This is a genomic window from Bacillus sp. (in: firmicutes), assembly GCA_017656295.1.
Lineage (GTDB): Bacteria > Bacillota > Bacilli > Bacillales > JACDOC01 > JACDOC01.
The window spans coordinates 34,268-46,938 of the sequence record JACDOC010000024.1; the positions used below are offsets into that span (position 1 = coordinate 34,268).

The window sequence follows — 12,671 nt, forward strand, 5'->3', positions numbered from 1 at the left end:
AGAAAATAGGGGAAAGATTTTTCCCCTTATTTAAATCAAGCATTATTTGGATCGAATTTATCAATTTGAACCGGTACGACATATGGACTTGAAAAGGTTTTAACCCTAGCAAATCCAACATCTTGTGCTTTTAATAACGATTTACTAAAATCACTGAAATCATAAAATTTTGCTAGCTCCTTCACTTCTGTTTCATTATTTAAATGAGTAACAAACCAATTTTCAGTATTAGCTAATATATTGGGGTGTACAGACGAAGGCTCTTGTGTAGCATATACCAAAGCTATTCTGTATTTTGCTCCCTCTTTAGCAAGTCTTGGCCATGTTTCTGTTAAATCTAGTTTTTTCCCGATTAGGTTGTGCGCCTCTTCTATATAAACCACTATATTTGGAGGCATTTCTCCTTCAATAAAGGTTCCCATTGATCTATTAAAAATTTCCTTTGCAATTTCTGTACTAATTGTCTCTCTTACAGTTGGATCGCCAACAGATAAATCTAAAATTACTATCTTTCCATTTTTTAAATGGTCATAAATTTCCCGTGCAACTTCATTGCTAGTTCTAGAAGGTGAGTGATACTTTCGTGAATCCGCTAAAATTTTATATCCGCTAATAAAAGTACCTGCAGGAGACTTTTGGGCTATCATATCTAGCAAATTACTTAAACTATCATCAACCCAATCCTCACCATTAGACGCTCTTAGTTTTTGTTCATTATTAGCCTCTCTTAATGCGATGAACCATCTATATGCATCCACTAAATTCATGGTTACTTTTCCATTTTTAGGATTGACATCTAATGAAGGTAATTCTACCTCACCCAACTTCTCTTTAACAGCATTCCTTATATTGCTATTAGCGTAAAAAGAAACTGTATAGTTTGCTGGAGGCTTAAAGGAGGCCTTATATAATAATACTTTGTAGGCTGCTACCCTTTTCATCCAATTTTTCACATCATCCGTGTAATCATTGCCTTCAGGCCGTTCAAGTGACATATTTACAAACTCTCTTATGTAGTTTGAATCAAGTTTATTTGCAGCCTTAAGGTCTCTTACAATAGTGTTGAAGCCTTCAACAGTTCGATAATAGAAGTTATTTCTTAAATCTTCAAATCCTTCTGTCTCTAGCATTCTATATCTAATAGTATCTTCTGGATAAACATCAGCAATAGAACCCTTATCTTGTTTATTTGCATTGGCATATTCACCATTAATATCAAAGATAATTTGACCTATATTTACATTTCCCGCATCTGCTATTTTTTTCACTACGGAAACGGTTTTCTTAATCATGTTAGATTTACCTGTACGAGTCATTCCTAACACTGCTGTTCTGCGAGCAAGAAAATCGTAAGGTGAGATAGTAAATGGAACAAGTTCCTCTTCTGATCCTCTATGCAGTCTATCTGTTGAAGTATATCTAACCGTTCCGATTTGAAAAGGATCTAAAGGCTTTTCAAAGCCTTGTTCTTTGGCATCATCAATAGATTTTTTTTTCTGTATAGGATCAATATGATTTACAATCATCTCAAGCGCTTTTTTTCTTGGTCTAAAAACTGATAACCTAGTAGACATATAGAATGATTCTAAATCGCTTCCAAGAAATAGCTCTCCGTCTTTGGTGTAAAATGTCCCAATAACCCTACATTTCAAACCACCAAACTGAACCTGGTTTTTTGTTATGTCATCATAATCTTCATTTAAGTTTATATCAGTTTGATTCTGGAAATAATCTATCTTCATTTTTACTATATCATCATCTTGAGGTAGTTTAGCTGATCCTATTACTCGTAATAATATAACCTGCTTATCCTCACTTGTTGCACTACTATAATTCTCTGGGTCTAGGGAAGTTGCAATTAAGAATGAATTATGTGGTATACCTAGAGCATTATTCTTCCATAAGTCATTTGTCATTACATAAGCAACATCATATTCTATTGAATAGACCCAGCCAACAAAAGAATCCTTTTGTACAATCTTAACTAGCGGGTCACTTTTTAACATTTGGTTAAAATTTGCTCTCACAAAAATCCCCCCAAATTTTATATCACAATACAAATTATACCAATTAAAGTGTATCTATTCTATGGCCAAAGTGAAACTTTTATGCTAAAATTCAATGAGTAGTTAACTTTTTGCTAAGGGATACTTCAATGTTCTCATAATGGGTGTGATCTAAGGATGAAAATATCGGCAAAAGATCTACTTACTAAAACTGGAATCCCAAAAGGTACTTTATATAGATGGTTAGAAACATACAAAGATTTCATAACTGTAGAAAAAGCAGTTGGGAGAAAAAATTACTATAGTGATAAAACAATTGATACACTTTTACAAATAAAGAAATTAAAACAAAAAGGTCTTAGGGACACAGATATAAAACTAGCTTTAGCTAGTTTAAAGATAAATAACACCAAAAAAAATACATTTCCAACCTCACCTCTGCGTTTTCCCGGTTCTAAAAGTAGAGTCCTTAAACGTTTTTATCCCTATTTCAATAAATCTCATGTTGAATATAGAGAACCATTCGTTGGTGGCGGATCAATCTTTTTTGGAAAAGACAAGGTGAGTAATAATTGGTTAAATGATAAGGATCCAAACGTTTATGCTTTCTTTGTATCAATGAGAGATTACCCTGAACAGTTATGTAAGAAGATACTACAAACAAAGCCTTCCTTAGAACTTTGGAAAGAAAAAAGGAAGAGAACGGAATATGATAATATTGTGGATCGAGCCTTTGACTTCCTATTTTTTAACCGAACAAATTTTTCAGGAATATATACTGCTAATCCACTAGGAGGTATGGAACAAAACTCAGCATACCGAATCGATTGTCGTTGGAATGCAGAAACACTATGTAAAAGAGTGTTAGATTGTTCTAAAAAATTACAAGGGGTGAAAATAACTAACCTAGATTTTGTTGATGTATTGTTAGCTCCAGGTGATGATGTATTATTGATTATTGATCCACCATACTATAAACAAGGGGATAGGCTATATCCAGTTAGTATGTCCCATGATGAGCATGTTAAACTAGCACGTTTACTTGCAGAAACAAAACACAACTTTCTATTAACAATCGACGATTGTCCAGAAGTAAGGAATATATATGGAAAAGAAAACTTTTATATAAACCAGGAAAGTTGGATTTATTCAATCAATCCTAATAAAAAGGACCGAGTGGGAAAAGAGTTGTTTATTTCAAATTTTAAAATATAGATTCTACTCTGAATAACTGCGGATAACTTCTAAGGTTATTCGATTCATCGATGTGCCAATTATTATTGGTATGAGTGTCTGTTAAAGCTCATTGTTGATATTAAACAAATTAAAGACCACCCTTAAAAATGATATGATCCCCTCATAGTAGACAGAAAAAAGAAAGCCAATTAATCGGTTTACTATGGTGGGGATTTTTCTATGGGAAAAATACGAAAAACATATGATGTAAAGCTTAAAAAGAAAGCTGTAGATTTATATATTCAAGAGGGCACGGGTTATAAAACTGTTTCTAAAGAATTAGGGATTGGCCATTCTATGGTACGTTGTTGGGGTAAATACTACGAAAATGAAGGAATGAAAGGTCTGGAGAGAAAACAGGGCATTCCCTTTACAGAGTAGTTGGTACGTATTCTATGTTAAAGTTTTCACCAAGTTCCTGTTTAACTTTATTAAATAAGATTAAACCTTTATCATTGTGTTCTTTTATGGCGTTGCGAGTTTCTTCTGTAATGTAAGCAACATAATCAGATTCCTCTAAAATTTTACCGTATTGGCGTACCCATTCAAAAAGTTCCTCTTTTAATTCTTGTGAAAAAGGAAAATCATCAATATCAAGATTTTTTCCGCATTTTGCACACCAAATAGGGTCGGCATGAATTTCTGCTTCCATTTTATAAGAAGTATGGTTCCATTTCTTCTTAAAGAAATTGAACATATTTTTTACCTACCTCTTTTATTGTTAACTATAGAGCCTAAAATGTATTTTAACATAATATAAAAATCAATATTGTTCTTTTTTAATAGACTTTTTTCATCGGTAAAACTATTTTCGCAGTTAATAATAAACATATTCGTTCGTATCGCTAATATATTTGTGTCGCTTTTGTGGCTGGAACTGTTCATACGGTAATCGCTGATGGTAAAAATGATATTACTGTAAAGTATCCCCCGCTCGTGATAGGTTATGTTCATGTCATAGAAGGAAAGGTTAGACTACATTACTTGTGGTAATGTAGTCTAATTTTTTACCTAGTGTGACAAGAAAGTATATGGTAATTTTACTAAAAAAAGTATTAGTGAAAACAACATATAGCTGGAAGAGAAATTAGGCTTCCTAGAATTGCAAAAAAATCTTAATAACTTATTTCCTAAATGTCTAGTAACTATTTATGGATATAAAAGGCAGACTATATTACTTTTTGTGATTAATTTGGTAATATAAGGTTATATGATGTTTTTAATAGTTTAGATAGGGGAGGTAAAGAAAAAAAGGAGAAGCTATAAGGTTATTCGGAGTCGTGAGTAGCTTTTAAAGAGAAGTGCGGAGGGGTTATGATGAATGAAAACTATGATGCAATTTCTAGGCTACTATTAGACATTGAAGTATTAGATAAGATCGAATCAAAATTAGCTAACTTTAATGCATTCGAAACTTTAGGAATAGTAAATACAGAGATACGCCACAGCAATGTGCTAGCATGGCTTCTTTCTCCTAAGGAAAATCATGGACTAGGAGATTTTGTTTTAAAGAAATTTATTCAAACTGTTTACCACCAATACAAAGATTCTTTTAAAGAAATTTCATTATATGATGTTTCTCTAATGGATTATTATAATTTCCATACTAGAAGAGAATGGAGAAATATAGATATTTTAGCTGTCTCTGATGAAGATGAGTTTGTTTTAGTAATTGAGAATAAAATTTGGAGTAAAGAATCTAAAAACCAATTAAATAAATACTTTAAGACTGTCAACGAGGAATATCCTACATACCGCAAGATGTTTATATTTTTAACTCCATATGGAGACGAAGCAAGTGATGGAGAAAACTGGATAAGCATAGACTATACTACTATATTAGATATCGTAGAAAAGGCTTTGAAATTTAAGCAGAATATCTTAAATAGCAGTGTACAGTTCTTTATAGAACAATATATCCAAGTATTGAGGAGGTATATTGTGGGGGACAAAGAGTTAGAAAAGTTATGTAGAGAAATTTATTATAAACATCAGAAGGCTCTAGATTTAATTTTCCAGTATAAACCTGATATATATTCTGATGTGTACAATTATCTCGAAAACCTTTTAAATAAAAACATAAAGTTAATAATGGATGTTTCGAACAAAAGCTTTATACGTTTTACAACGAATAAACTAGACGACCTTATTCCAAAAGTAGGAGAGGGATGGACAAATAGTAAAAGAATATTACTATGGGAGTTTCAAAATAAAGACGAAAAACTTGTATTAAAACTGATTATTGGACCTGGAGAGCGTTTATGGCGAGAAAAGCTGTTTAATATTAGCCAAAAGTATAAAGGGATATTCAAAGGAAGTTCTAATAGCTTAGGGGTACAATATACAACGATTTATAAAAAGGAAATACTACAGAAAAATTATTCAGAGAAATATGATTTTGAATTAATAAAAGAAAAGATTCAAAATGAGATGAATAGCTTTATTAAAGATGACCTAATTGGGATTGAAGAGGTAATAGCAAATAATTTATAGATAAACAGTTTCAATGTAGTATCTTATGATGCAATTTTTAACTGACTAATCTTGTTGGTTAATTCGTAACACATAGGAAAGCACTTGCTTTTGCAAGTGCTTCGTTTTATAAATCACAGCTCATAACTGTAAGGCTAAATTAATCCCCTGAGCGGGTCGTGCTCATCTAACACATCCTTTAATTCATGCTGAAAGTATCCGATATATTGTCTTGTCACTTCAATTTTAGAATGCCTTGCAAGTAGCTGAATCTCCCTTAAATTCGCTTTATTCATCAACAACCGCTTAATAAAAACATTTCTCATAGCATGCGGTGAAAAATGTCCCTGTATTCCCAAGTCCCGCTTCAATCTTTTAATGAAAAGTTGTACCCCGTTTTTAGTTAATCGTTCGCCTTTAAGGTTAACAAACACAGGTACGGGTGTTTCCCCGAGTTTATTTTCAATATAAGTCTTCCATGAGCTAAGTTCTTTGGCTAAGGATTCGGAAAGAGGGACTGAACCTTGTTTTCTGCTTTTACTTTTACGAATAATGATTAAGCTGTCAGCAAAATTAATATCATCCCAATCTAGATTTACAAGCTCATTTACCCTTAAACCTGAGCCAATGAGAGTAACCATGATAGTGTAATTACGAATGGAGTAAAAGCTGTCTTCACATCTCTTTTTTCTCCTCAAGTGCCTTAAAGCAAGTTGAATATCTTCTTCCCGTACAATTTTTGGAGCATCATCTTCTCGAATTAATTTGATTCCTTTACAAATGTCATTTTCGATAATTCCTTCTTCAACCATCCATTTCGACCATGCTCTAAGTAGTTTCAATTTAGAATTAATGGTTTTAGGCTTATTACCTTTTTCCATACAGTGTCGTAAGAATGATTTTATTACAGCAGGGGATAGGTCTTGAGTGTGTTCAATTTTTTGAGTTCTGAACCATTCACCTAAAACGCTGAATAAGGTTACATATGATTTAAGACTGTTTTCAGTTAAACCTTGAAATTTTTTCTCCGCAATTAATTCCTTAAAAGCCATTTCAATAAGCATTAAAAAACCTCCTTACGATTTCGTAAGAAGGTCAATTACTGTCTCAATTATGGTCTATAAATGATTGTTTAGCTGATTTAGACATTGGAGCCTATTATCCCAGCAAATGAGAGAGATTTAAGCAACCGAACGACTGCCAGCGTAGCGCTCTCCCAACTGAGCTAATGCCCCGTATTATTTTTTTAACATTTTCCCTCATTGCGTCAGGAATATTATAACGTTTTATAACTGTCATTGGCAAGAGGAAATAATAAAAAGCAAAATACCTGTTATATTATTACTTAAAAATATTACATTCACGACTATATTAACGTTTAATAGATAATATACGAACCTCCTTTATTACAGTTGGATTATTTTTTTCGAATTCAATCGGAATTATTACCAGTTTAAAGTATTTTTTCCAGTTAACCAACTTTATTACTGGTTTGACGCTGTTCATTAAGTTCCGATGATTTTTTCTCGGTTTCGCCCATATTTAGGTTTAACATCAATAATTCGAGATTGTCACCTCTTTTTCAGTTTGCCACTTTACTTTAGAAGGTCTCAACCTTTTGTTTTGCACTTTTCCACCTCTGATTTGCATTTACCTACCTTTGGTTTGCTGTTTTGCACATCTTTTTGCAGTTTGACGCTACTCTTTTGCAGTTCCCAGCCTCTGTTTTGCACTTTCCCGTCTTTCTTATGCAGTTTCTTCACTCTGTCCTATCGTATATGGTTAATTTTACCATACCTATGTTTGTGGAGTCTACCTTTCGTCCATACTGTAACAATGGGATGGTTTGAAGGAGATGAGCGTGATGCATCTGGTTTATCAAATATTTTTACGATTTCCAATATCATTACGTGTTTTTTTAATAGCAATGGCAATTATTTTTTTGTTTGGGGGCGTTATCCATCTCATTGAGCCAGAGAAGTTTCCGACGGTGTTTGACGGTGTTTGGTGGGCAATCGTGACGATGTCGACCGTTGGATATGGCGATTATGTACCCGAGTCAATTCTCGGTCGGTTAATCGCTATGCTTGTCATCTTAAGTGGAGTCGGGTTTTTGACAACGTATTTTGTATCGCTGGCGAGTGCGGCGGTGGCGACACAAAATGCCCAATTGGAGGGAAAAGGAATGTTTCGAGGAAAAAATCATACGGTCATCGTTGGTTGGAACGAGCGGGCGAAAGAGGTCATAGATCAACTGCTTCTTTTAAAGAACGGAACGATGATTACGTTGATCGATGAGACGCTCGATAAAAATCCGTACACAGACCATCATGTACATTTTATTAAAGGAAAACCAAATTTAGACACCTCCTTGTTAAAAGCCAACATTCGTCATGCGTCGATATTATTGATTACGGCCGATCAAAATAAAGACGAGCACCAAGCAGATATGTATTCCATTTTAACATTATTAGCCGCTAAAGGGTTGAAACGTGACTTATATTGCATTGTAGAAATTTTAAAAGAAGAAAATACAACGAATGCTAAGCGGGCGGGAGCGGATGAAATTATTCAAACAAACAAGCAATCAAGCTTTTTCATGCTCAATAGTATTTTATCGAACGGGATTTCGAACACGATATTATCAATTTTAGATCAATTAAAAGGAAGCAAAATTAAATTCATTCCGGTAAAGGAAGAGTGGCAACCTTTATCGTTTCAAGAATTGAGCTCGCATTTACTCGAACAACAAATATTACTATTAGGCGTCAAAAAAGAGGGACAGACATACATCAATCCCCCGCTTTCGATCCAAATGTCAAAATGTGATGAACTCCTTATCATTTCGAATGTGTAATTATTCGTTTAACAGCATTTGTTCAAGATCTTTGACAAGTTGTTTCCCAGTTTCAATATACTTTTCCGGAAACTGTGCATCCGAATCGGCCGGTTCGGAAAATTGATTAATTGAACCCGAAAATGTTCCTGTATTCGCATAGTCGTCTAACCCTCGCTGATACCTATGAGAAAGCAAGTACGGTCGTTTGAACTCCACAACGGTTCCCCGGGAATCTAATTGACCATCGACCGCTTGAAACGGTACACGTAAAAACTGATAGCCTACTTCATCCGCAATTTTGTAATCAAACGAACCGTGGTCGTAGTCCCAGTTACCGCCAATCTCATAACCAAGCGGTTTCATTAATTTTTCGAGCTTATATAAATCAAAATGCCGACCTTCTAGTTCTGAGGGAATTTCAATCATTTTTTGTACCTCCTCACCTTTTGTGAGATTAGTTTCCCTCATTTTCGGTTATTTCATCCGTACATATAAAAAGGACCTCTCCCTTCAAGGAGCAGGTCCTTTTCGTTTATTTTAAGCGCTCTTCAAGTTCCGCTTTTTTCTCTTCGTATCCTGGTTTTCCAAGTAGGGCAAACATGTTGACTTTATATGCTTCTACACCAGGTTGGTCAAATGGGTTAACCCCTAATAAGTAACCGCTCATTGCACATGCTTTTTCGAAGAAGTAGACTAAATAACCAAATGTGTACGCATCCATCGCTGGAATTTCTACCACTAAGTTCGGTACGCCTCCGTCAGTGTGCGCAAGAAGTGTTCCTTCGAACGCTTTGTTGTTCACGAAGTCGACTGTTTTTCCAGCTAAATAGTTTAAGCCGTCGAGATTGCTTTCCTCTTCTTCAATAACGAGCTCGTGACGTGGGTTATTTACTTTAATGATCGTTTCAAATAAGTCACGACGACCTTCTTGGATATATTGACCTAAAGAGTGTAAGTCCGTAGAGAAATTCGCAGATGCTGGGAAAATTCCTTTTTGGTCTTTTCCTTCACTTTCGCCGAATAATTGTTTCCACCATTCGGCAAAGTATTGTAAGCCTGGCTCATAGTTAATGAGCATTTCGATTGTTTTTCCTTTGTTGTATAAAATGTTACGAACCGCGGCGTATTGGTATGCTAAGTTGTCTTCTAGCTCAGAATGGCTGAAATCTTCACGAGCTTTTTGGGCTCCTTTCATCATCGCTTCGATGTCGATTCCACTAACCGCTATCGGTAGCAAACCAACCGCTGTTAACACAGAATAACGTCCCCCGACATCATCAGGAATGATGAATGACTCATAGCCTTCTTCATTAGCCAATGTTTTTAACGCACCTTTTTGACGGTCCGTTGTTGCATAAATACGTTGACGCGCTTCTTCTTTGCCATATTTATCTTCTAATAATTTGCGGAAAATACGGAAGGCAATCGCTGGTTCAGTTGTCGTACCTGATTTTGAGATAACGTTAATGGACCAGTCTTTTCCTTCTAATAAGTCCATTACATCGCGCATGTACGTAGAGCTGATGTTGTTTCCAACGAATAACACTTGTGGAGTTTGGCGTTTTTCACTTGGAAGGGCATTATAAAAACTGTGGTTTAACATTTCAATTGCTGCACGCGCCCCTAAGTAGGAACCACCGATCCCAATGACTACAAGCACATCGGAATCGTTTTTAATTTTTTCGGCCGCTTTTAAAATACGGGCAAATTCTTCTTTATCATAGTTCACAGGTAAATCAATCCATCCTAAAAAGTCGTTTCCTGCTCCCGTTTTTTCATGTAACGAATGGTGAGCGACTTTTACAGCGTCACGTAAATATGTAAGTTCATGCTCTCCGAAAAACGACAACGCTTTCGAATAATCAAAACGAATATGTGTCATTTTCTTTCCTCCAACTAAAGTTTTCTTCTCCTTTCACTTTATCGAAATGGCCTCCAATTATCAAGAAAGGCGACTAAATGTAAGCGTATCCAATAATATTTTTCTTCCATTTTCCTTTTTCTATTTGTCAGGACATCAAAAAAGCTGTCCAACCCCCAATTGGGTGAACAGCTTTTCCTTCAAGTTCACTTATAGTTGTACGTTTGCAGCTTGTGGGCCACGAGCACCTTGCTCGATTTCGAATCTGACCGTTTGACCTTCTTCTAACGTTTTGAACCCTTCGCCTTGAATGGCAGAATAATGAACGAATACATCGTCTTTCCCTTCTACAGCAATAAATCCGTAGCCTTTTTCAGAATTAAACCATTTTACTTTACCTGTTACCATTTCATTTCCTCCTAAATGTAAACACATAAAAAATATTTATTTCTGTTCTGCCTCAACTTTCAAGACGAAAAGCGATAAATGCCTTACTCTTTCAAATGATTCGAACAAAAACATTAAATTAATGTTACCATAGTTCATCATAAAACACAAGGAACTTTTATGATTTTTTTCAAAAAAAGAGGAAAGCATACGCCTTCCTCTTTTTTTCTATAACGATGCACGTAAAATCGCGAGTACATCTTCCTTGTTTAATTTTTTAAAGTGACCGAATTCGCCAAATACGGTCGCTTTTTCGGCCATCAGTTCTAATTGACTATCATCAATACCGTAATCCGCTAAGCGAGACGGAGCACCGATACTTGTCCAGAATGCACGAAGTTTTTCGATTCCTTCTAAAGCTACTTCTTCATCTGTTTTTCTTGCTGGATCTACATCAAATACATTAACGGCTAACTGCTTAAAGCGTTGCGGATTCACATGTAACACATGCTTCATCCAGTTCGGGAAGAGAATCGCAAGTCCTCCAGCATGTGGGATATCATACACAGCCGAAACCGCATGCTCAATGTTATGGGTCGCCCAGTCCCCTTGAACCCCCATGGAAAGCATCCCGTTTAATGCGATGGTACCACTATACATAATCGTTTCACGAAGCTCATAATTTTCTAAGTCATTCACAAGCTTCGGAGCTGCTTCGATGACAGTTTTTAATACGCTTTCGCACATCCGGTCTTGAAGCGGTGTATTTTCTACGTTGTGGAAATATTGTTCAAACACATGGGACATCATATCAACAATGCCATACACCGTATGCTCCTTCGGTACCGTCTTCGTGTAGGTCGGATCTAATATAGAGAATTTCGGGAACACTACTGGACTTCCCCAACCGTGCTTTTCTTTTGTTTCCCAGTTCGTAATGACGGAACCTTTGTTCATTTCTGAGCCGGTTGCGGCTAACGTTAATACCGTTCCTAAAGGTAATGCTTCTTTCACTTCGGCTTTTTTAATGACGAAATCCCATGGATCGCCATCGTATTTCGCACCCGCAGCGATCGCCTTCGTACAATCGATGACACTTCCGCCACCAACAGCTAATAAAAATTCAATGCCTTCTTGTTTACAAATCTCTACACCTTTTTTCACAGTGGAAAGGCGTGGATTTGGCTCGACGCCTGATAATTCGAACACTTCTGCACCAATTTCGTCTAAGTATGTACGTACTTCATCGTATAAACCGTTTCGTTTAATACTTCCTCCACCATAAACAAGCAATACTTTTTTCCCGTATTGTGGTACTTCAGTTTTTAATTGTTCTAATTGACCTTTTCCAAAAATTAATTTCGTTGGATTGTGAAACGTAAATTGATTCATTAATGATCCCTCCTCTCTTTTATTATGGTCTATTTGGAACGATGTGACAAAATTTTTTGCTTACTTGAGAAAATTTACAATTTCACATGTATATTTTTTGAAGAAACACACATGATAGTAAACGAATCATCTTAAAGGAGGAAATCAACATGAGCACGATTCAACGTATTGCACTAGTTCTTACTATTATTGGCGCCATTAACTGGGGACTAATCGGATTCTTTCAATTTGATCTTGTAGCTGCTATTTTCGGTGGCCAAGATAGTGCCCTAGCAAGAGTCATTTATGGCTTAGTAGGAATTGCCGGCTTAATCAACCTTGGTTTACTCTTTAAGCCTAATGAGGGATTAGAACGTGAAGCGCAAGCAAAACCAACACGTTAATATCATATTGAAATAACCAAGGGGCTGTCCAAAAAGTCAGGGTAACTGACTTTTTGGAGCCCCTCTTCATTTTTTATTTATTAAAAAAATACACA

At 35.5% G+C, this 12,671-nt stretch carries 12 protein-coding genes; 5 read left to right on the top strand and 7 right to left on the bottom strand.

The genetic code is table 11. The features are described 5' to 3' along the window. Positions 1 to 35 precede the first annotated feature (35 nt). Positions 36 to 2,006 (bottom strand): ATP-binding protein, encoded by a 1,971-nt coding sequence (locus H0Z31_14275; protein MBO8178595.1) that lies wholly within the window; start codon positions 2,004 to 2,006, stop codon positions 36 to 38. Between the two features lie 177 nt (positions 2,007 to 2,183). On the opposite strand from H0Z31_14275, the gene H0Z31_14280 reads away from it, so the two are divergent. Together H0Z31_14280 and H0Z31_14285 are read left to right on the top strand one after the other, a co-directional pair. Then, a complete protein-coding gene (locus tag H0Z31_14280) occupies positions 2,184 to 3,221 on the top strand; it encodes a DNA adenine methylase (GenBank protein ID MBO8178596.1) in 1,038 nt (345 codons plus the stop codon). Positions 3,222 to 3,422: 201 nt separating this feature from the next. Next, positions 3,423 to 3,623, top strand: coding sequence for a transposase (locus tag H0Z31_14285; protein MBO8178597.1), 201 nt, complete (start codon positions 3,423 to 3,425; stop codon positions 3,621 to 3,623). Here the strand turns inward: H0Z31_14285 and H0Z31_14290 are convergent. Beyond that, positions 3,613 to 3,939 (bottom strand): hypothetical protein, encoded by a 327-nt coding sequence (locus H0Z31_14290; GenBank protein ID MBO8178598.1) that lies wholly within the window; start codon positions 3,937 to 3,939, stop codon positions 3,613 to 3,615. The genes H0Z31_14285 and H0Z31_14290 overlap by 11 nt on opposite strands. 617 nt (positions 3,940 to 4,556) lie before the next feature. Between H0Z31_14290 and H0Z31_14295 the strand changes: the two genes are divergently transcribed. Next, positions 4,557 to 5,735 (top strand): PD-(D/E)XK nuclease family protein, encoded by a 1,179-nt coding sequence (locus H0Z31_14295; GenBank protein ID MBO8178599.1) that lies wholly within the window; start codon positions 4,557 to 4,559, stop codon positions 5,733 to 5,735. 134 nt (positions 5,736 to 5,869) lie between these two features. Here the strand turns inward: H0Z31_14295 and H0Z31_14300 are convergent, their stop codons facing one another. Further along, positions 5,870 to 6,778, bottom strand: coding sequence for a tyrosine-type recombinase/integrase (locus tag H0Z31_14300; protein ID MBO8178600.1), 909 nt, complete (start codon positions 6,776 to 6,778; stop codon positions 5,870 to 5,872). 791 nt (positions 6,779 to 7,569) lie between these two features. Between H0Z31_14300 and H0Z31_14305 the strand changes: the two genes are divergently transcribed. Beyond that, the gene (locus tag H0Z31_14305; protein ID MBO8178601.1) at positions 7,570 to 8,571 is read left to right on the top strand and encodes a potassium channel protein; all 1,002 of its coding nucleotides are present in this window, start codon (positions 7,570 to 7,572) and stop codon (positions 8,569 to 8,571) included. On the opposite strand, the gene H0Z31_14310 is transcribed toward H0Z31_14305, so the two are convergent. From H0Z31_14310 to H0Z31_14325, 4 genes are all read right to left on the bottom strand, one after another. Beyond that, complete coding sequence (locus H0Z31_14310; GenBank protein MBO8178602.1) at positions 8,572 to 8,979, bottom strand: YugN-like family protein; 408 nt, start codon at positions 8,977 to 8,979, stop codon at positions 8,572 to 8,574. Between the two features lie 106 nt (positions 8,980 to 9,085). Next, positions 9,086 to 10,435, bottom strand: a complete 1,350-nt coding sequence (locus H0Z31_14315) for a glucose-6-phosphate isomerase (protein MBO8178603.1) — start codon at positions 10,433 to 10,435, stop codon at positions 9,086 to 9,088. Positions 10,436 to 10,624: 189 nt separating this feature from the next. Then, positions 10,625 to 10,822 carry a cold-shock protein gene (locus H0Z31_14320; GenBank protein ID MBO8178604.1) on the bottom strand — a complete coding sequence of 66 codons (198 nt, stop codon included), beginning with the start codon at positions 10,820 to 10,822 and terminating at the stop codon, positions 10,625 to 10,627. A 207-nt stretch (positions 10,823 to 11,029) separates the two neighbouring features. Further along, positions 11,030 to 12,193, bottom strand: coding sequence for an iron-containing alcohol dehydrogenase (locus H0Z31_14325; protein ID MBO8178605.1), 1,164 nt, complete (start codon positions 12,191 to 12,193; stop codon positions 11,030 to 11,032). A gap of 149 nt (positions 12,194 to 12,342) precedes the next feature. Here H0Z31_14325 and H0Z31_14330 point away from each other — a divergent pair, with 149 nt between their 5' ends. Then, complete coding sequence (locus H0Z31_14330) at positions 12,343 to 12,576, top strand: DUF378 domain-containing protein (protein ID MBO8178606.1); 234 nt, start codon at positions 12,343 to 12,345, stop codon at positions 12,574 to 12,576. Positions 12,577 to 12,671: the final 95 nt, after the last annotated feature.

Coding starts and splice junctions, on each gene's coding strand:
- H0Z31_14280 (MBO8178596.1), top strand. CDS start 2,184: ATGAAAATATCGGCAAAAGATCTACTTACTAAAACTGGAATCCCAAAA.
- H0Z31_14320 (MBO8178604.1), bottom strand. CDS start 10,822: ATGGTAACAGGTAAAGTAAAATGGTTTAATTCTGAAAAAGGCTACGGA.
- H0Z31_14305 (MBO8178601.1), top strand. CDS start 7,570: ATGAGCGTGATGCATCTGGTTTATCAAATATTTTTACGATTTCCAATA.
- H0Z31_14290 (MBO8178598.1), bottom strand. CDS start 3,939: ATGTTCAATTTCTTTAAGAAGAAATGGAACCATACTTCTTATAAAATG.
- H0Z31_14275 (MBO8178595.1), bottom strand. CDS start 2,006: ATGTTAAAAAGTGACCCGCTAGTTAAGATTGTACAAAAGGATTCTTTT.
- H0Z31_14330 (MBO8178606.1), top strand. CDS start 12,343: ATGAGCACGATTCAACGTATTGCACTAGTTCTTACTATTATTGGCGCC.
- H0Z31_14300 (MBO8178600.1), bottom strand. CDS start 6,778: ATGCTTATTGAAATGGCTTTTAAGGAATTAATTGCGGAGAAAAAATTT.
- H0Z31_14325 (MBO8178605.1), bottom strand. CDS start 12,193: ATGAATCAATTTACGTTTCACAATCCAACGAAATTAATTTTTGGAAAA.
- H0Z31_14310 (MBO8178602.1), bottom strand. CDS start 8,979: ATGATTGAAATTCCCTCAGAACTAGAAGGTCGGCATTTTGATTTATAT.
- H0Z31_14295 (MBO8178599.1), top strand. CDS start 4,557: ATGATGAATGAAAACTATGATGCAATTTCTAGGCTACTATTAGACATT.
- H0Z31_14285 (MBO8178597.1), top strand. CDS start 3,423: ATGGGAAAAATACGAAAAACATATGATGTAAAGCTTAAAAAGAAAGCT.
- H0Z31_14315 (MBO8178603.1), bottom strand. CDS start 10,435: ATGACACATATTCGTTTTGATTATTCGAAAGCGTTGTCGTTTTTCGGA.